Origin of the sequence: Agrobacterium tumefaciens, assembly GCA_025559845.1 — a bacterium.
Classification (GTDB): domain Bacteria; phylum Pseudomonadota; class Alphaproteobacteria; order Rhizobiales; family Rhizobiaceae; genus Agrobacterium.
In genome coordinates, this window is the sequence record CP048470.1 from 691,898 (window position 1) to 711,703 (window position 19,806).

General features: G+C 57.5%; 15 protein-coding genes. 7 read left to right on the forward strand and 8 right to left on the reverse strand.

What is annotated here, in order from left to right; all coding sequences use genetic code 11:
- Positions 1-14: 14 nt before the first annotated feature.
- The 5 genes from FY156_19620 to FY156_19640 all read right to left on the reverse strand — a co-directional run bounded on the left by FY156_19620 (position 15) and on the right by FY156_19640 (position 7,370).
- Positions 15-1,985: a HAMP domain-containing protein gene (locus FY156_19620; protein UXS03760.1), complete on the reverse strand. Its 1,971-nt coding sequence runs from the start codon at positions 1,983-1,985 to the stop codon at positions 15-17.
- Positions 1,986-2,280: 295 nt separating this feature from the next.
- Entirely contained in the window at positions 2,281-3,810 is a 1,530-nt protein-coding gene (locus FY156_19625; GenBank protein ID UXS03761.1) for a peptide ABC transporter substrate-binding protein, read from the reverse strand.
- Between the two features lie 25 nt (positions 3,811-3,835).
- On the reverse strand, positions 3,836-4,663 hold the full coding sequence (locus FY156_19630) for an ABC transporter permease (protein ID UXS03762.1): 828 nt from the start codon (positions 4,661-4,663) through the stop codon (positions 3,836-3,838).
- Positions 4,660-5,631 carry an ABC transporter permease gene (locus FY156_19635; GenBank protein UXS03763.1) on the reverse strand — a complete coding sequence of 324 codons (972 nt, stop codon included), beginning with the start codon at positions 5,629-5,631 and terminating at the stop codon, positions 4,660-4,662. Before FY156_19635 ends, FY156_19630 begins: the two co-directional genes overlap by 4 nt.
- Before the next feature lie 2 nt (positions 5,632-5,633).
- Positions 5,634-7,370, reverse strand: coding sequence for an ABC transporter ATP-binding protein (locus FY156_19640; protein UXS05156.1), 1,737 nt, complete (start codon positions 7,368-7,370; stop codon positions 5,634-5,636).
- A gap of 235 nt (positions 7,371-7,605) precedes the next feature.
- On the opposite strand from FY156_19640, the gene FY156_19645 reads away from it, so the two are divergent.
- From FY156_19645 to FY156_19675, 7 genes are all read left to right on the forward strand, one after another.
- Positions 7,606-8,319 carry an SDR family NAD(P)-dependent oxidoreductase gene (locus FY156_19645; protein UXS03764.1) on the forward strand — a complete coding sequence of 238 codons (714 nt, stop codon included), beginning with the start codon at positions 7,606-7,608 and terminating at the stop codon, positions 8,317-8,319.
- Positions 8,320-8,341: 22 nt separating this feature from the next.
- Entirely contained in the window at positions 8,342-9,655 is a 1,314-nt protein-coding gene (locus FY156_19650; protein ID UXS03765.1) for an FAD-binding oxidoreductase, read from the forward strand.
- A 38-nt stretch (positions 9,656-9,693) separates the two neighbouring features.
- Positions 9,694-11,748, forward strand: a complete 2,055-nt coding sequence (locus tag FY156_19655; GenBank protein UXS03766.1) for a hydantoinase/oxoprolinase family protein — start codon at positions 9,694-9,696, stop codon at positions 11,746-11,748.
- Complete coding sequence (locus FY156_19660; GenBank protein UXS03767.1) at positions 11,745-13,397, forward strand: hydantoinase B/oxoprolinase family protein; 1,653 nt, start codon at positions 11,745-11,747, stop codon at positions 13,395-13,397. The genes FY156_19655 and FY156_19660 overlap by 4 nt, the downstream gene beginning before the upstream one ends.
- A 37-nt stretch (positions 13,398-13,434) precedes the next feature.
- The gene (locus tag FY156_19665; protein ID UXS03768.1) at positions 13,435-13,857 is read left to right on the forward strand and encodes a RidA family protein; all 423 of its coding nucleotides are present in this window, start codon (positions 13,435-13,437) and stop codon (positions 13,855-13,857) included.
- 192 nt (positions 13,858-14,049) lie between these two features.
- Positions 14,050-14,817 carry a DeoR/GlpR transcriptional regulator gene (locus FY156_19670; protein ID UXS05157.1) on the forward strand — a complete coding sequence of 256 codons (768 nt, stop codon included), beginning with the start codon at positions 14,050-14,052 and terminating at the stop codon, positions 14,815-14,817.
- Between the two features lie 43 nt (positions 14,818-14,860).
- Positions 14,861-15,889: a LacI family transcriptional regulator gene (locus FY156_19675; protein ID UXS03769.1), complete on the forward strand. Its 1,029-nt coding sequence runs from the start codon at positions 14,861-14,863 to the stop codon at positions 15,887-15,889.
- A gap of 39 nt (positions 15,890-15,928) precedes the next feature.
- On the opposite strand, the gene FY156_19680 is transcribed toward FY156_19675, so the two are convergent.
- From FY156_19680 to FY156_19690, 3 genes are read right to left on the reverse strand one after another with little or no spacing between them, the layout of a single operon-like run.
- Positions 15,929-16,843: a nucleoside hydrolase gene (locus FY156_19680; GenBank protein ID UXS03770.1), complete on the reverse strand. Its 915-nt coding sequence runs from the start codon at positions 16,841-16,843 to the stop codon at positions 15,929-15,931.
- Between the two features lie 8 nt (positions 16,844-16,851).
- The gene (locus FY156_19685; protein ID UXS03771.1) at positions 16,852-17,958 is read right to left on the reverse strand and encodes an ABC transporter ATP-binding protein; all 1,107 of its coding nucleotides are present in this window, start codon (positions 17,956-17,958) and stop codon (positions 16,852-16,854) included.
- Between the two features lies 1 nt (position 17,959).
- Positions 17,960-19,696 carry an ABC transporter permease subunit gene (locus tag FY156_19690; GenBank protein UXS03772.1) on the reverse strand — a complete coding sequence of 579 codons (1,737 nt, stop codon included), beginning with the start codon at positions 19,694-19,696 and terminating at the stop codon, positions 17,960-17,962.
- Positions 19,697-19,806 lie beyond the last annotated feature (110 nt).

Consider the following 19,806-nt stretch of genomic DNA (forward strand, 5'->3'; position numbering starts at 1 on the left):
TAAGAGTAATTACCTCAGAATTCCTGCCATTCACTCATGTCGAGTGCATTGGCACCTGACGTCATGGCATAGCGGGGCTTGGGCTGACGTTGCTGCGAGACGACCACCACTGGTGCCGGACGTGCCTGGTTGGCGACTTTGAACCGGCCGACAAGCTGCGAGAGGCCAGCCGCTTCTGCCGAAAGCTTGTGCGTGGAGGCCGAGGTCTCCTCAACCATGGCTGCATTCTGCTGCGTGACCTGGTCCATCTGGTTGACGGCCGTGTTCACCTCGGCAAGTGCAGTCGCCTGTTCCTGCGATGCTGTCGCAATAGAGTGGATGCGATCATTGATCTGGGCAACGTAGTCAATGATTTCGGTCAAAGCGCCGCCGGTGTCCTCAACAAGCGTGACACCAGACTGAACGCTGGTGGCGGAGCGGCTGATCAGAACCTTGATATCCTTGGCTGCCACGGCCGAACGCTGCGCCAGTTCCCGTACTTCCTGGGCGACAACCGCAAACCCTTTACCGGCCTCACCCGCACGAGCGGCTTCAACACCGGCATTCAAGGCAAGGAGGTTGGTCTGAAAGGCAATTTCATCGATAACATTGGTGATCTGAGCAATTTCGTCGGAGGCATGCTTGATTTCCGCCATGGCGGTGATGGCACGACCAACGACATCCGAGGACTTCCCGGCGCGGTCCTTGGCTTCCGACACAATCCTGGTTGCTTCGTGAGCACGATCGGTCGATTGCCGCACCACTGTCGTGATTTCGTCTAGAGCTGCGGAAGATTCTTCAAGCGCCGCGGCCTGCTGCTCGGTTCGCTTGGAAAGGCTATCCGAAGACGTACGAAGCTCTTCGCTGTTCGCGTTCAACGTATCACTTGCGGTGCGAATTTCGCCCACGGTTTCCTGAAGGCTCGCAATCGTGTTGTTGACGTTTTGCTGAAGCTGCTGGAACACGCCCTTGAACTCGCCCGTCATCGTCTGGGTGAGATCACCGTCAGCCAGGAGGCGAACGACCCGGTTGGTCTCGTCTACGCCGGTTTCAACCGACTGCACGAGTGTGTTGATATTGGCGGCAAACTGGTCAAGAGCGTCATCACCATAGCTTGTTCCCACTCTTCTTGAAAAATCGCCGGCTGCAGCAGAGGTCACGACCACAGCCATCCCCTGCTGCAGGCTGTCGCTCTTCTGTCGCATCGCCGCTTCCTGGGCGTTCATGCGCTGCACCTCAAGGCCGTTCTGCTTGAAGACCTCGACTGCCGCTGCCATTTCACCGATTTCGTCTGAGCGCTGCAAAAACGGTACGTCCGCGCGGAAGTCGCCAGCGGCCAAAGTCTTCATGACGCTTGTTACAGTTCTTATAGGATTGCTGATCTGATGCGTGGCGATGTAGAACGCGATCGCTCCGCCGCCAGCAAGCCCGATGATTGTGACGGCGGCCATAATGACCAGTACGCTGGACTGAAACGCCTGGAGGTCGGAACTGATTTCAGCAAGCTTCGCCTGGTTCTGATTAACGACGTCGTCGATTTCTTTCTGATAATGCTTTCTGTTGGCGCGATTTTCTTCGGTGTTGCCGTGAATGTTCGAGGCCGCTGGCCCCTCAGTTACGGCGATGCGTGCCGTCTCTGTCCGGAAGCGGGTAAATGCCGTCGCTTTCTCACGCAGCTCCGAAAAGTCCTTTTTCTGCTCTTCAGGAACCAGAGGCTCCCAGGCATCAAGCAGCGTGTTCATCTTGGCCAGCGATGCGAGCGCACCATCCGCAAACGGCTTTGCCTCTTCGACTGAGGTTGCGGCATACGTGCCGCGAAGGTCCATGACGACCGCCGTGACAAGCTTGTTGAGCGCTTCGCCGTTCAGCGCACGATTGGCTGAATTTTCAAGCCGATCAACCCGGGCGTCGTAAACGCTGAGGGTGTAAAAACTGATGGTGCCGATGGTGAGCGCAGTCAGCGCCATCACCGCGACGATCGAATAGATCTTGCCACGAATGTTCATGGTTGCTCCGGAAGTATGCAGATTTTTTGAGGGAGGTTGGAGCCTTCATGGCTTCGCGATCGCTTAATTAGCCATAGATGATTAACGCAACATGACCTGACCCCAATTGATTTGCCGCCCTGAAAACTAGTTGTGGGGGTCTTCGAGAGCGTGGAGCAAGGCGTCGTCAACTCAGACGCCGGCGAGGAAAGGGCGCGACTGTCGCCAGGGGGCGATTGCAGGAAAAAGAAAGTACAATGTGTCTCAGGAGACAACTGCCGGGCACGCATATCGCTATGCCCGGCAGGTCTGGCGCTTATTCGACCTTGGTGTTCTCGATGCTCAGGCCCGACTGGAAGGTCAGGAAGCCCGGCATGTTGGTAAAGCCAGTCACACCTTTTTTGATGGCGTAGTTCTGCTCGCGCCACATGAAATAAACCAGCGGTGACAACTCCAACGCGCGATCGACGAATTTGTCGTAGATCTTTTCCCGCTCGGCCTTGTCGACCGTTGCGCGTCCCGTATCCAACAGCTCATTGATTTGCTGATCGTTGAAATAAGGGGAATTGTTGGTTCGCACGAGCTTGTCGCCACCGTAATAGTAGTTGCTCAGCCAATCAGCGTCTGTGATTTCACCCAGGCTTCCCAGCACTGTAAAATCATAGTCTGCGGAGGTCGCCTTCGCCATGCGGCTGGCCCAATCAGGAAGATCAAGCGTCACCTTGATGCCAATTTTGGCGAGTTCAGACTGGATTGCGACTGCGGTATTCTGGTGGAAGCTATATTGCGACGATGCAAGCAGACGAACCTCGAAACCGTCTGGATAGCCCGCCTTCGTCAAAAGCTCTTTCGCCTTGGCGACATCATGTTTGAAGTAGTTCGCCTTGGCGTCGGAATACCCCATGTATCCCTTCGGAATGGCAATGCCATAAATCGGGCTTCCCAGACCATTGAACGCCGTATTGATGATGACGCTTCGATCCACGGCATAGGCAATGGCCTGTCTGACCTCTGGCTTCGAAAACGGCTCGAACTTGGTGTTGAATTGCAGCCCCATGAATGGACCGGTATTTCTGAGAAGTTCTGTCTCCGGACCTTTTTCCAGGTCGGCGGCATCCTTGGCAGGTACGTAGTCGATAATATCGACATCGCCAGACTTCAGCGCGTTTACGCGGGTGTTTTCATCACTATAGAAGACATAGTGCACTTCATCGAGATCAGGCTTGCCCTGCTTGTAGTAGTCATCGAATTTCTCGACAACGATTTCGCGTCCACGGGTCCAGCTTCCAAACTTGAATGGTCCGGCACCAACCGGCGTCGCAGTCGGGTTGTTTGCGTTTTTCGCGAGCCATGCGGCAGGGACGATGACCGATTCCGGCAACGCAAGATAATCAACGAGGGCGACCGACGGCTTGGATAGCGTGAGCTTTACGGTCTTCTGATCCGGCGTCTCAATCTTCGAAATGATAGAAAGCTCGTTGCGGAAGGCAGCCTTGCCGGCAGGATCAAGCATGTGCTCCAGCGATGCTTTCACATCGGCGGCGGTAACATCCGTTCCGTCGTGGAACTTGGCAGCGCGCAGGTGGAAGGTGAACTCCTTCGCATCGGGACTGACGTCGTAGCTTTCGGCGAGTTCTGGCGAAATCTTGCCATCGATACCGTAATTGACGAGCCCACGATGAATGGCGAGCTTCACTGTGCGTCCGGACGTCCCAGGCTGGACCACGGTATCGAGCGTCGACGGCTCGCCGGATAACCCGAAATACAGTGTGCCATCAGCCAAAGCCGCCGTGGCAGCTAAGCTCAGGAAACTGCTGGCCAAAGCCAGACGGAGAAATCTCTGCATAATTGTTCCCTTTCGTTGTTGTTTATCAGTTTTCGCGAAGTCTGGGGTCCAGGTGATCGCGCAGCGCGTCACCGAGAATGTTGATGGCAAGAACCGTGAAGGCGAGGCAGACCGAAGGCCATACGACATACATCGGGTTCTGACTGAGATAGCCACGTGCCGTTCCGATCATCTGCCCCCAGGACGGTTCCGGCGGAACGATGCCGAGCCCCAGGAAACTCAATCCAGATTCCAGAAGGATTGCGGCGGCAATCGTCAGCGTTCCCTGAACCACCAGCGGTGAAAGGATGTTTGGCAAGATCGCCTTGAACACGACGCGCAGATAACTTGCGCCCATGGCATGTTCTGCCTCGATGAATTCCTGACGAATGACCTGCAATGTGGCGGACTGTGCGACGCGGGCAAATTGCGGGATGAAAATGATGCCGATAACGACACTGAGACTGACGACACCGCTGCGCCAGAAACCGACAGCCAGAAGCGCCAGAAGGATTGCCGGGAAGCTCAGCATGATGTCGACGGCGCGCATGACGAAAAATGCGGGCACAGGACGGCTGTAGGCACCGATGATGCCAAATGCCGTGCCGCCGATGGCCGCAATCACCGTCGAGACGACCGCAACGAGGATGGTCGGTCGGATGCCGACGAGAAGACGGGAGAGGATGTCACGACCGAATTCGTCTGTTCCTAGCAGATATGCAACGGAACTCGTCTGGTTCACGGCGTTCTGATTGATCAGCAGCGGATCATGCGGCGCGATCGCCGGCCCGACCAGCGCGACTGCGAGAACCGCGAGGATGACGAGCAGGCTTGCAAGAACGAGCGGACGGCGAAAAAGAAGAGACGTCATCATGCGCGCTTCCGACGAATACGTGGGTCGAGCAGGCTATAGAGAAGGTCGACGCACAGGTTGATGAGAATGAAGAGAGCGGCGATCATCAGGATGCTGCCCTGCACAAGCGGATAATTTCTGTTCGATACCGCCGTAACCAGAAGCGTGCTGAGACCTGGCCAGTTGAAGAGAGCCTCGACGAGAACCGTTCCGCCCATCAAGTTGCCGAGTTGCAGGCCAACGATGGTGACGATCGGGATTGCCGCGTTTCGTAGAACATGGAGCCAGATCACTCTACGCTCACGCATGCCGCGTGCACGCAACGAACGAACAAAGTCACGACCGAGTATTTCGAGCATCGAAGACCTGGTCATCCGGGCAATCGACGCGGCCAGTCCGAGGCCAAGCGTCAAGGCCGGTAACACGAGCTTCTGGAAATGCAGGAATGCGTTGCGGGAAATGTCTGTGTATCCACTCGACGGCAGCCAGCCGAGGTTCAGGCTGAGCAACAGGATCAGGAGTGAACCAAGGATGTAGACCGGTACGGAGATGCCGAGTGTCGACAGAGATGTCAGAAGACCATCGAGAAAACTTCCGCGGCGCAAGGCGGCGGCAATGCCGACAGGAACACCGATAAGTGCCGCAATCACAATCGCAGCAACGGCCAGTTCCATCGTTTTTGGCAGGCTGGCTGCAACGTATTCGATGACAGGATAGCCATCGAGCGAGTTGCCGAGATCACCGGTCGCGGCCCCTCCCAGCCATTTGACATATTGCGACAAGACAGGCTGGTCGAGGCCAAGCTGCTGGCGCATCGCAGCAACCGTTTCCGGCGATGGGTTACTTTCTGGACCAAGCAGCAACAGGACCGGATCGCCAGGCATGATATACATGATCGAAAATACCAGCGTTGCGATCACCCAAAGCTGAATGAGGGCCGTTACCAGCCGTGAGCCGAGGACGATGATGAAGGAAGTGAACGCTTGCATCGTCAGGCCTCCATGAGTTTGGATTGCGCCTGGCCGATTTTCGGCACCGCGCTGAGGAGTGTCCGCGTATAATCCGCCTTCGGGTTGTCGAAGACGTCACGCGCAAGGCCTGTTTCGACGATCTTGCCCTTTTGCATGACTGCAATCGTGTCGCTGACGTGACGGACGACCGACATGTCATGAGAGATGAACAGATAAGTCAGGTCGAACTCGTGCTGCAGATCCTGCAAAAGGTTCAGGACCTGAGCCTGAACGGAAACATCCAGTGCAGAGACCGCCTCGTCACATATCAAAAGCCGCGGATTGAGCGCCAGCGCACGGGCAATCACGATACGCTGACGCTGACCACCCGAAAACTCGTGCGGGAAACGACCGATCGCATTCCGAGGCAAGCCAACCGCATCAATTAATTTGGCGACACTCGCAACACGATCACGACCGCCCTGATGGATGTCGATCGGCGCGGCCACGAGGTCCAGAACGGTTTGCCGCGGATTGAGGGAACCGTAGGGGTTCTGGAAAACAAGGGCGATGTCGCGGCACGCGGACCGCATCACGCCGCGATCCAACGAAACAAGATCACGACCGTCGAAATTGATCGAACCGCTATCCGGTTCGATCAACCGCATTACCAGTCGCGAAAGGGTCGATTTGCCACACCCGGATTCCCCGACAAGACCAAGTGTCGAACGGGGCGCGATCGAGAGGCTGACCTTGTCGACCGCACGGAATGCCTGGGGCGTGGCAAGTGCGCTTTCCCGGACCCAATAGGTTTTCGTCAGGTCGCGAATTTCCAGCAATGGGGTGAGTGATGTATCCGCGGATGCGCGCGGTCTGGCCGGTGTTTTGGCAACACTGCTGGTAATGATACCGTCGTGGCCACGCACGATGATCGGAAGCTGGGTCTTGGGCACCGACATTGACGGCATCGAGGCGATCAGTGCCTTGGTGTAATCGTTCTTAGGATCGGCAAAAAGATCGGCGGTGGCCGCCTCTTCCATCAGGTCGCCGTGATAAATGACGGCGACGCGGTCTGCGACCTCATAGATCACGCCAAGGTCATGGGTGATAAGCAGCACCGCAGCGCCGATTTCGCGATTGAGGCCGCGCAGCAACGTCAGAACCTGTTTCTGCACCGTTACATCAAGTGCGGTCGTCGGCTCGTCGGCAATGATGACTTCCGGTTTGCAGGCGACCGCCATGGCAATCATCACACGCTGACACTGACCACCGGACAGTTCATGCGGATAGGAACGCATGCAGCGCGCCGGGTCGTGTATGCCGACCTTTTCCAGAAGCTGCAGTGCGAGCTTTCCAGCTTCACGACGCGATACATTTTCATGCAGCAGGATCGCCTCAACAATTTGCTGCCCGCAGGTGAAGACGGGATCAAGCGATGCCATCGGATCTTGGAAGATCATTGAGATCCGCTTTCCGCGAAGCTTTCGCAGCACGTCTGCCCGAACGGTTAGAAGGTCCACACCGGCAAATTCGACGCGGCCGCTCGTCACGACGGCATTGCGGGGCAAGAGGCCCATCGCAGCCAGCGACATGATCGTCTTCCCGCTGCCACTTTCGCCGACGAGGCCGAGTATTTCCCCAGAAACCAATGAAAGGGAAACACCCTTCACCGCCGGGCGCAATTCAGACCCGGATCTGAACGCAACGGAAAGATTGTTTATTTTCAGAATTTCCCTGCCCGGCATACCGCGATCCAATCTGCGATGCGCTCCTGACAGACAGGAGCAGGTTCCCGTTTTTTGCTCACTTATGGAGCTTATTTTTTAACATTAGGCACAAAGCTTCAAACTGCGTCAAGCATACGTTTGCATTTTTGGCGTTTCTTTTCGTTTCTGGGAGTTCTTGCAGCTTTTTCAGAATTTCTCCCAAAAAGCATCTTGCCAGATCGAAAAACCGCGCATACCGTTCATGCAAACGAATGCATGGCCACTGGCCAGGCTGGAGGGAACGATAATGACCGCTGGAAATTCCGGCCGGGTGGCGCTTGTCACCGGCGCTGGCAGGGGCATTGGATTGGCAATCGCCCAAGAACTTGCAGCAAACGGCTACCGACTAAGCCTTGGCGCACGAAGTGTCGCAGCCCTCGAGGCCGCCTTCGGTCCCGAGAACAAGCAATTCCACTACGCCTCCTTCGATGCCTATGATCCGGCGAGCGCGGAAGCATGGGTTTCTGGCGCGGTGGAAAGATTTGGAAGAATTGACGCCCTCATCAACAATGCGGGCCTGGGTGAGCGCGTCGCGCTTATGGACGACAATGACGAGGCGCTCGACAGGTTGTTTGCGGTCAACGTCAAAGCTCCCTTGCGGATGACACGCCTGTGCATGCCGCATCTGGAAAAGACCGGCACCGGCAGGATCATCAACATTGTCTCAATGTCCGGAAAGCGGGTTCGCAATGCCTTTGTCGGATACAACATGACGAAGTTCGCGGTCATGGGGCTGACGCACACCACCCGCCATGTTGCGTGGGACAAGGGTGTCAGGGCAACCGCCATCTGCCCAAGCTTCGTACGCACGGAGATGAGTGCTTACACGAACAAGGTCACGCCAGACGAGATGATTCAGCCGGAAACACTGGCGTCGCTTGTTCGCACTGCAATCGAATTGCCCAACACTGCTGCCATGGCCGAGATGCTGGTGAACTGCCGCCTCGAAGACATGCTTTGAACACGATGCCGAGGTCGAACCCATGAGCCGCATTATTCCGGACGCCGTTCTGTCCAGTACGTCCCTGCCAAACAAAGTCGATGTCGTTATCATAGGCGGCGGCATTGTCGGCGTTTCGACGGCGCTTGAGCTCGCAGAGCGAGGTGTCTCCGTTGCATTGTGTGAAAAAGGCCTGATCGCCGGCGAGCAATCCGGGCGCAACTGGGGCTGGGTTCGCCAGATGGGCCGCGATCCTGCAGAGCTTCCACTTGCGATGAAAAGCTTAGCGCTCTGGAAGGGTATGAATAGCCGTATCGGGGAAGAAACCGGGTTTCGGCAGACCGGTATCGTCTACCTGTGCAGGAATGCACGCCAGGAGGCCGAATATGAAGCATGGCTGGTCCATGCTCAAAAGTTTGGGCTGGATTCCAAACTTTTGCGCAGCGCTGAACTCCGTCAACATCTGCCAGGCATGACGGAAGGTTTCACAGCCGCGATGCATACATCGAGTGATGGACGCGCCGAACCTTTTAAGGCCGCGCCTGCCATAGCCCGTGGCGCCATGCGCGCCGGCGCCCATATCCTGACTGGCTGTGCGGTTCGTTCGATCGAACGTGCGGCAGGCAGGGTCAGCGGTGTCGTGACAGAACGTGGACCAATCGCATGCTCCTCAGTCATCCTTGCGGGGGGTGCATGGTCACGGTTGTTTGCCGGCAACATGGGGATCGACTTTCCTCAACTGAAGATCCTCGGCACCGTTGCCCGTGCAACAGCGGTCGATGGCGTCCCGGATCTTCCCGTCGGAGCCGACAATTTTTCGTTCCGCCGCCGCCTCGACGGGAGTTTTTCGATCGCGATGCGCAATGCCAACATTGCACCGATCGTTCCGGACAGCTTCCGCCTTTTCACCGATTTCGTGCCCACCCTGATCAAAAGCTGGCGTGAACTGACTTTGCGGGTTGGAAACCGCTTTTTGGAAGAATGGAGAACGCCGCGATCCTGGGCGGCGGACGCCATATCGCCGTTTGAACAGGTTCGCATTCTCGATCCGGTCCCTTTCGAGCGTTTCAATCGCGAGGGGCTAGAGCACCTGATCAAGGCGTTTCCCGCATTTGCGGGAAGTCGCATCACCCAAAGCTGGGGCGGCTTGATCGACGTCACCCCGGATGCTGTGCCGGTCATCGGCCCGGCTGGCAACATTCCTGGCTTCTATATTGCCAGTGGCTTTTCCGGGCACGGCTTCGGCATAGGGCCGGGCTCCGGGCGTCTGATGGCAGACTTGGTGACCGGCGCAACCCCATGCGTCGATCCCGCACCTTTCCGCTTTGATCGTTTCAAGAAGACCAAGGCAGCCTGATCCGCTTTCGAACAACCTTGGCCAAAGAGGGTAACGTAATGGCATTGAGAATTGGCGTGGATTCTGGTGGTACTTTCACCGATGTCTGCCTCTTCGACGAGGCAACTGGCAAGCTCGACATCTGGAAGGTGCCGTCGACCCCTGATGATCCTTCCCGCGGGATCGCAAACGGTGTTGCAGAGGGTCTTTCCACCGTTGGCAACACGGCCGGCAATATCGCTTTTCTAGGACATGGCACAACGGTCGCCACCAACGCCCTGATCGAACTAAAAGGCGTTGCGACCGGGCTTATCACCACTGACGGTTTTCGCGATTTGCTTGAGATCGGTCGTCAGAAACGGCCAAGTCTCTATGATATGAACGCGGAAAAACCGGAGACGCTGGTCAGCCGCGACCGCCGACATGAGGTTCCCGAACGACTGAAAAGCGACGGTTCCCAGGATCTTGCTCTCGATGAGGCAAAACTGCGTGCTGCCGTTCGCGAACTGGCACAGGACGATGTCAAGGCAATCGCGATCTGCTTCCTTTACGGCTTCCTGAATACCGCGCATGAGCGTCGCGTGGTCGAGATGATACGCGAAGAGATGCCGGATGTTTTCATCAGCGCATCCCACGACGTTGCGCCGGAATTCCGCGAATATGAGCGCATGTCGACGACCGTCGTGAATGCCTACCTAGGCCCCGTCATGCAGCGTTACATCGACCGTCTCAAGCAAAGACTGACTGAGCTCGGTGTACCGGTTGCGCCGCAACTGACGCAATCGAATGGCGGCGTTATCGGCTTCGACATGGCTGCGCAACTTCCGGTCCGCACCGTGCTGTCGGGCCCAAGCACCGGCGTTGTCGCGGCCCAGGCGGTTGGCAAAATGGCCGGCTTCGACAACATCATCACCTTTGATGTCGGCGGCACATCGAGCGACGTTGCACTCCTTCAGGGCGGCATTTGCAAGCTGACCGGAGAAGCCAACGTCCATGGATATCCCATCAAGGCACCGATGCTCGATATTCACACGGTCGGTGCCGGCGGCGGTTCAATCGCTTTCGTTGACTCCGGTGGTCTTCTCAAGGTCGGCCCGCGCTCCGCAGGCGCCGATCCCGGTCCCGTCTGCTACGGACGCGGCAACACGGAAGCAACGGTGACCGATGCCAACATCGTCTTGCAAACCCTCAATCCGGTCGAAATTCTCGGCGGACGCATGAAAGTCAGGCGCGATCTCGCTGTCGAAGCAATCCAGCGCCTCGCTGACCAGCTCGGTCTTGGCCTGATGGAAACCGCACAGGGCATCATTTCCGTCGTAACGGCCAATATGGCCAAGGCCATTCGTCTGATCAGCGTGCAACGCGGCCACGACCCGCGCGATTACGCTTTGATGGCGTTTGGCGGTGCAGGGCCACTGCATGCTGCGCGCCTCGCCAAAGAGCTGGATATGAGCCGTATCATCGTACCACTCACCCCAGGCACGCTCTGCGCGCTTGGCCTCCTCCTCACCGATCTGCGTTCCGACTTTGCGGTGTCGCGCTTGATGAAGGTCGATGAAAGCGCCGTCGACCCCATGGTCAGCGGCTTCAACAGCCTGGAAACGCAGGCAGCATCCTGGTTCAGCCAGGAAGGAATCGAGGCCGACCGGCAGGTCATCAATCGTACGGCCGATATGCGCTACGTCGGCCAGAACTATGAATTGCAGGTCCAGGTCCCTGCGGGACCGGTCGGTAGTGACACGCTTGAAGCGCTGGTAAAGGGTTTCGAGCAAGCGCACCTGCAGCGCTTCGGCTTTATAGCCGAGGGCGAGGCTATTCAGATTGTTACCCTGCGCCTCGAAGCCGCTGGCCTCGTCAACAAGGCCCAGTTCACACCGCAGCCGGATGCTGGCCCGGCCTGCGATGCCGCCATCATCGGCACGCGCGATGTCTATATGGACGAAGTCAGGGATTTCGTGCCCTGCCCCGTCTACACGCGTGAAAAGCTCAAGCCAGGCAACCGGATCGCCGGTCCGGCGATCGTCGAGCAGATGGACACCACAACTGTAATCTTGCCGGATATGCAGGGCGTGGTCGACCCTTACCTCAACCTCATTCTGGAGATGCGCGCATGACCAAGATCGACCCAATTACCGTCGAAGTCATCGGCAGTGCACTGACCTCGATCGTTGAGGAAATGGGAGAGGCGCTGGTCCGGGCCAGCTACTCCACCAACATCAAAGAGCGACGCGACTGCTCGACGGCCCTGTTCGACCGCAATGGCAACACCCTCTGCCAGGCTGAACACATCCCGATGCATCTCGGCAGCTTCATTGGCATCATTCCGCACATCAACAAGCGTTATCCCGCCGATGACATCAAGCCCGGCGACGTCTTCATCGGCAACGATGCCTATGAGGGCGGCGCAACTCACCTGCCCGACATTGTTCTTGCCGAACCGATCTTCCATGGGGACACCATGGTGGGTTGGGCCGTCAACACCGCTCACCACGCCGATTTCGCCGATCGTGGTCACGCTCACATTTACCAGGAAGGCATTCGCATTCCGCCGGTGCGGCTCTACCGCGAGGGTGTCTTGCAGAAGGACCTTCAGGACCTGTTTCTTCTCAACTGCCAGGTTCCTCACGAACGCCTATCCGATCTCAGGGCGCAGATGTCGGCGAACCGTCTCTGCGTTCGCCGTATGCAGGACCTTTGCACGAAATACGGTGCATACAAGGTTCTGGCCGCGGGCGACGCGCTGCAAGATTATGCCGAGCGCAAGATGCGCGCCGGTATCGCAGCCATTCCGGATGGGACCTACTCATTTACCGACTATTTCGACAGCAATCAGTTTGCCGCGGTGATGGAGTTTAAAGTCGACATCACCGTCAAGGGCGACGCGATGCATCTGGCCTTCGACGCGCCACCCCAAGTTGCTGCCGGCCTCAACGTGATCTACACCGCCCTGCTCGCGACCTGCTACTACGCTGTCAAAGCTGTGATTGATCCAACAATCCTGCCCAATGCCGGCCTGTCTCGGCCGATCACGGTGGAAGCACCCTATGGATCGCTGCTTAACTGCAAACATCCGGCTGCCGTCGATGGCCGCATCGCGGCGTGCCAAAGGGTCGCCGATCTCGTCCAAGGTGCCCTTGCGAAAGCCTTGCCCGGCAAGGTGACTGCAGCAGGAAATGGTGCCTGCACCGGCGCCCTCTTCACCGGCACCCGTGAAGACGGCTCGCTCTGGGTTTACCTCGAAACAATCGGTGGCGGCGCTGGCGCAAGGCCGACGGCAGATGGCCTGAGCGGCGTACACGTCCACATGACAAACACCTCCAACCTGCCCGTCGAAGCGCTGGAGCTGGAGTATCCCCTCACCCTGCTGCGCTACGAACTGGTCAACGGATCGGCCGGTGCGGGCACCTGGCGCGGCGGTATGGGCCTTCGCCGTGTCTACCGCATCGAGGCAGATTGCCGCTTCAGCGTGGAAGGTGGCCGTATCGCCGTTTATCCCTGGGGCCTCGACGGCGGCTTGCAGGCGACCGGCTCTAAGTTCGATTTCGGAAATGGCCAGAAAAACCTGCCAGGAACCGTGCAGCTCAAGGCAGGGCAAATCGTCGAATTGGTTACCCCTGGCGGTGGCGGCTACGGCGTGCCATCCGGCCGTTCTGTCGACGGCATCGAACGGGATCTGCGCGAAGGCCGTATCACAGCCGATTTTGCAGAACGTATCTACGGCTACCAAACTCAACACGAAACACATCGGGCAGCGACCGCCTGATTGTCGAACACCACTCGAAAATGGAAGGAATTCAAACGTGGTCAAGGTAACGAAAGTCAAGTCGGGCAGCCTTTACGAAGAGAAGGAAAGCTACTCACGCGTCGTGGCGGTGGACAATTGGGTATTCGTCTCAAATACGGCTGGCCGCAATTATAAAACCCGTGAGATGTCGACTGATCCCGTAGAACAGGCAAAGCAGTGCTTTCACAACATCGAAGGCGCGCTGGCCTCCGTGGGAGCAACACTCGCTGACGTCGTACGCTCGCGGGTCGTCATCCCGAACGTGGACGATGCCCCGTCTGTGATGGCCTATGTCGGTGAAAAATTCCGTGGCATCGATCCATGCAGCACAGTTACATGCCCTCCGCTTGGAGGTCCTGATTTCCGCGTCGAGATCGAAGTGACCGCATATAAGGGTGTCGGTGCGGCCGGCTCCGAATATATCAACGTAAGCCTCTAAAAAAAGCACCGGCCAGTCCCAGACAGGCTGGCCGGTACTTTAGAGCATCCTTGAGTTGAGCCATCAGCTTTCAGTTTTCTCACCCTGTCTGTAAGATGCGCCGAAACCGATAAATTCGAGGACTTTCTTTTGGCCGATACCAATCCCATCCCGGTAGACGATTTCCTGCCAGCGGAACGGCGTGAAAAAATCATGGAGTGGTTCGCGGCCAATCAGGTGGCGTCGAGCCAGGAACTCGCCAAACGCCTTAACACGTCGATTTCCACAATTCGGCGCGACCTGGACTACCTGGCGACACAGGGCATTGTTCGCCGAACCCATGGCGGGGCCGTGCGTGTTCGCCGCAACACAACATATGAGCCGCTTGTTGAAGAGGCTCGCCAGACGTCTGTTGAAGAAAAACGGGCCATTGCTGCTGCAGCCGCCAAGGTATTGCAGCCCGAGCAAAGCATTCTGATCGATTCCCGCTCGACACTTCATCAGTTTGCCTATGCTGTTGCCGACCTGACGATACCGCTGACCGTTGTGACCAACGATGTCCACGTCGCCTTTATTCTTGCCAACAAACCCCACATCAAACTTGTTGTGCCTGGTGGCATCTGTCGCCCCGGCGCCTATTCGCTACTGGGAGAAACCGGCATCAACTTCGTCCGCGAACTCCGCTGCGACCACTTTTTCCTTTCCTCGCAGGCCGTCGACACCGAATGTGTCAGCGACACTTCACTGGAACTGGTTCAGCTTCAAAAGGCGATGATTGAAGCAGCTGCAGAGACTACGCTTCTCGTCGACAGCAGCAAGTTTGGCAGCCGGACGATTTACCGCACGGCTCCCATCGAGAGCCTCACCCGTATTATCACCGACGAAGGCCTCGATCCCGAAGAGAGAGCCAGATATTCCCTCCTTGTACCGCAACTCGTGATCGCGCCTTATCTGGATGAGCCACAGGAGGAAACCGAATGAGAGTTCCTAAATCCAAGACTGCGACTGAAGCATCGTGAAGGGTATGGAAACTCAAAAAGAACGGCCCGCAGCGGCGATCACGATCGTCGACATCGCGCGACTGGCTGGCGTCAATCCTTCCACGGTGAGCCGAGCATTGGCGGGTTCTGAAGCAGTTACAGAACAGACCCGCAAGCGAATTCGCGAGATCGCGCAGGCCAATGGCTACGTTGCCAATCACAACGCCCGGCGCTTGAGATCGCGCAAGGCTGGTCAGGTCCTTGTTATGCTGCCCAACATCGCCGCCTTCTCGCACCCTCAGATCATTTCGGGGATCGAGGATGCGCTGGAAGAACACGGCATCGGTGTTATCGTCGGAAGCACGAAGGGAAATGCCGAGCGCGAAACCGCGCTCGCCGAGCAACTCGTCACCGGAGCAGCAGATGGTGTTATCGTCCTCACGGGACGAATTCCTGAAAGCATATCGGCGTCTCCGCACTATCGACACCGCATCATTGCTATTTCACGTCCTGTCGACACCGCGGATGTCGCCTTCGTGGGGATCGACGACAGGCAGGCCGCATATGATGCGACCCAGCACCTCCTCTCGCTCGGCAAATCGGAGATCGTTCATTTGAGCGGTCCAAGCGATAGCCCGATCTTCTCCGCACGCGCCAGAGGATACACCGATGCGATGACTGAAGCGGGTTTGGCAGACAGGGTGGAAGTCATCCATCTCCCCACATTCACGATCGATGCCGGTCGTGCCGCAATGCAGCAATTGCGTTCAAGACAAGCGCCTCTCAACGCGATCCTCTGTGCAAGTGACGAACTTGCTTTCGGAGCAATCCAGGTCGCGAAGGAACTGGGAATCAGGGTCCCAGAGGATGTCGCATTCGTCGGTTTCGACGACCATCCTGTCAGCGGCGCCTTCACGCCGCCTCTTACCACAATCAAGATACCCCGCCATTCGCTTGGTTACACCGGTGCGAAAGCCCTGATGCAGCATCTGGAAGACGGCAACGTTTCCTCAACCACAGAGTATCTTCCTCATACGCTTTGCATAAGAGAAAGCTGCGGCTCGAAACAGTGAGACAATCTTATACAGCAATGTGTTTTTCCGAGCAGAAGATTATCCTCGAAGCGCATCCACGAACAGCGTTCTGAACGCCTCTGCATCCACGCCCGTGACCACCGTACAATTCGGCACGCGTCCCGCAAGATGGCGCTCGCTGACTGCTGCGACCACCTGCCCAGCCGCAGCACCGCTATCGGTGTAGATAGAAACATGCGCGTCGAGCGTCTTGAAGATTTCAGGCTCCAACATATAGGCGATGGCAGCGGGATCGTGCAGGCACGGATCTTTTGAGCCGTAATGGATCAGCAAATGCGCAGCCTCTCGTGCAACGGGCGTGTCAATTGCCTGCATCTGACGGATCATATCCTCGGTGACGGTTGCCTGACGGGTAACGTCAAGACCGAGCATCGTGATTGGGATGCCACTGTCGAAAACGATGGCGGCTGCGTGCGGGTCGACCGCGAAGTTGAATTCGGCCAAAGGCGTTGTATTGCCCGGGCAGAATGCGGCACCACCCATTATGGTAACTGCACTGACGAAATTCGGGAGGTCCGGATCGAGAAGCAGCGCCATCGCCAGATTGGTGAGCGGACCTGTCGCGCAGATGTGCAGTTGCCCTTCCTGACGTGCGATCCGCGATATCGCGTTTGCAGCATGCCCCTCGCGCAGCGCCATGCTGGCTGCAGGCAATGTGCTACCAGCAAGCCCATCTGAACCGTGCATAATCGAAACACGGCCACGTGACGCCATGATCGGCCGGGCTGCGCCTGAGTAGACGGCAATATCCTGCCGTCCACACAGTTCAAGAATACGTCTTGCGTTGTTGACGACCGGCTCCAGTCCGACATTACCGGCAACGCAAGTGACGGCTACCATATCAAGCGCATCGGTTCGGCCGAGAGCCAGAAGCATTGCCAGCGCATCGTCGGCACCGGGATCACAGTCATAGAGGAAACGTAAAGCGGCCATGACGTGTCTTAGTCCTTGTCGATCAGGAAACGGGCAGCGTCAGGTGCCCAACCGAAGCGTACTGTCGAGCCAACCTCCACGTCACCGGCCGTGGCAGGCGCACGGGCGATGATTTCCTGCTTGCCAGCATCGATAATGACACGCAGTTCCGAGCCGCCATAGACGGTCTCGCGGACGCGTCCCTCGCACTCACCGTCACCCAGTGTGATGACTTCCGGGCGAACGACAATAGCGCCTTTCGTGCCGTCAGCCGGTGCTGTACCAGGAATGGGCAGGATACCGATCGCCGTCTCGAGTTTGCCGGCCTTCACCGTTCCGCGAATGATTGAAGAAACCCCAATGAAATCTGCCACGAAAAGGTTCTGCGGCTCATCATACATCTGACGAGGTGTGCCGAGCTGAGCGATCTTGCCATCATTCATCAGGCAGATGCGATCGGAGAGCGCCAGTGCTTCTTGCTGATCATGGGTCACGAAAATGATCGTAGCACCGGTCTCGCGGTGAATGCGTTTGATCTCGATCTGCATGACTTCACGCAGCTTCGCGTCAAGCGCGCCGAGCGGTTCGTCCATCAGAATGATGGCAGGATCGTAGACCAGACAGCGCGCGAGCGCGACGCGCTGTTGCTGCCCGCCAGAAAGTTGCCAAGGAGAGCGCCCGGCCGCATGGGCGAGGCCAACAGTTTCGAGGGCCTTGGCAACCTTGGTATCGATCTCCGACTTTGGCAGACTACGCATTTTGAGTGCGAAACCCACATTTTCTGCCACCGTCATGTGCGGGAAGAGCGCGTAGTTCTGGAAGACGACACCGATGTCACGCTTGTTGACCGGCGCATGGGTCTGATCCTTACCGTCAATGATGACATTACCGGATGTGGGCTCCTGCAGGCCGCAAATGAGTTGCAGCAGTGTGGTCTTGCCGGAACCGGATGGCCCAAGCAGTGTCAGAAGTTCTCCCTTACGTACCTCGAGATTGACGTGATCAAGGGCAATGGTTTGGCCGTAACGCTTGGCGAGGCTCTGAACCTTAAGCTTGATGTCCTGAGTGGTGGCAGAAGCGGCAGACATATCGAATGGAGTTCCTTTGGTCGTGATGGGGGAGGCAGACGCGCGCATGTCAGCGCGGCCTTGCCTTTTCAGCGATGACGAAGAGCACTGTCACCACCGCCACGATGAAGACCGAGGCCGCAGCCAGGGTCGGTGAAATACTGAGAATGATATCGTCCCACATCTGCTTTGGCAGCGTTTGCTTGACGCCTGCCCCAACGAACAGCGCGATGGTCAGCTCTTCGAAGGAGTGCAAAAGGCCAAACAGGAATGCCGCAATGGCGCCACCCTTTACGAGGGGAAGAAGGACGAGGCGAACCTGCTGCCAGCGGCTTGCGCCGAGCGTGGCTGCCGCCTGCAGAAGGCGCCAGTCGAACCCACGAAATGTCGTCAGCAGAATTACGAAAACAATGGGCATGGCCGAGAGTGTGTGGCCCAGAATAATTCCGGTATCGGTTGCGATCAGACCAACCTTCGCCAGCACATAGAAGAGCGATACCCCAATCACGATATTGGGTACGATCATCGGCAGCATGAACGACAGGAAAATCAATCCACCGGCCTTGCGCTGCGTACGCGCCAGGCCATAGGCCGCAAGACCCGAGATGATGGTCGCAACAATTCCGGTCGCGATCGCAACGACGACGGAACGCGTGGTGGCACCCATCCACTGGTCAGAGCTCAGATAGGTCTCGAACCAACGCAGCGAAAAACTCTTCGGCGGGAACTCGAGGAAGCTCGAGCCAGAAAATGCCATCGGTGGGAAAGCCAGCACGGGTATGATCAGAACCGCAATGACGATCCAGACGAAAACGGTGAAGACCGTCCGACCGAGACGGGCCGGGAAGAGATTTGCGATGAAATCGCTGACGCCCGCGCCGATCTCCACAACGGCGCCACCGATAGCACCGATAACACCCCCGCGTTTTACCGCGGCACCGTTTCCGGAAACGGCCGACATACCAAAAAAGCGGTCGTAGACGGCAATGGTGATCAGGGTCACAGCAAGAAGAAGTGCGGCAAGGGCACCGGCAAGACGCAGGTTGAAGAGTTGCTGCACCTGGGTGATCATCATCTGGCCGATCACCGTTTCGCGCGGAGATCCCAGCAATGCCGGGGTAATGAAGAAACCAAGCCCCATGACAAAGATCAACAAACCCGCCGCGGCAACGCCCGGCATGGAAAGTGGCACGAAGATACGCCAGAAGGACTGGCTGCGGCTTGCACCCATCGTCATCGCCGCCGGGATAAGGCGACCATCGATCGTCAGCATGGTTGGCAGCATAGTAAGGATCGCGACCGGCAACATCGCATGTGCCATGCCGAAGATCACGGCACCGCGTCCATAAAGCAGGTCGAGTTGCGTATCGAAGCCCATGCCGGTCAGCATCTGGGCAACGATGCCCTTGCGGGCGAGAAGCACGATCCAGGCAAAATTCTTCAACAGCGGACTAACCCAGAAAGGCAGAAGAACCAGCCACATGGCCATTCTTCGGCGACGTTCCGGCATTCCTGCCAGCCACACCGCGATCGGATAACCGACCAGAAGGCAGACAATTGTAACCTGCGCAGCAATGGCAAACGTATTGGCCAAAACCTTCACATAAACGCCAGCAGAGAACATCTGCTCGTAAACGCTAAGGTCGAAGGAACCGGACTTCGGATCGACGAAAGATTGCCAGATGAGTGCGCCAGCCGGAAGGATCAGCAACAGCGCCATATAGACAAGCCCCGGCGTCGAGAGCCAGAGGCTGTCCAGCCGCAGGCGCTTGCGAGAGATTGTGTCTTTGGCAGAGAGTTCAGCCATTGGGGGTCCTGTTCGTTGAAATGGCCCGTTCCGCGCATCGCGGAACCGGGCCACCCATGTCAGATATGGAGCCCCGCCGATAGGCGGGACCTGAAGCTCAGGCGGCGCAG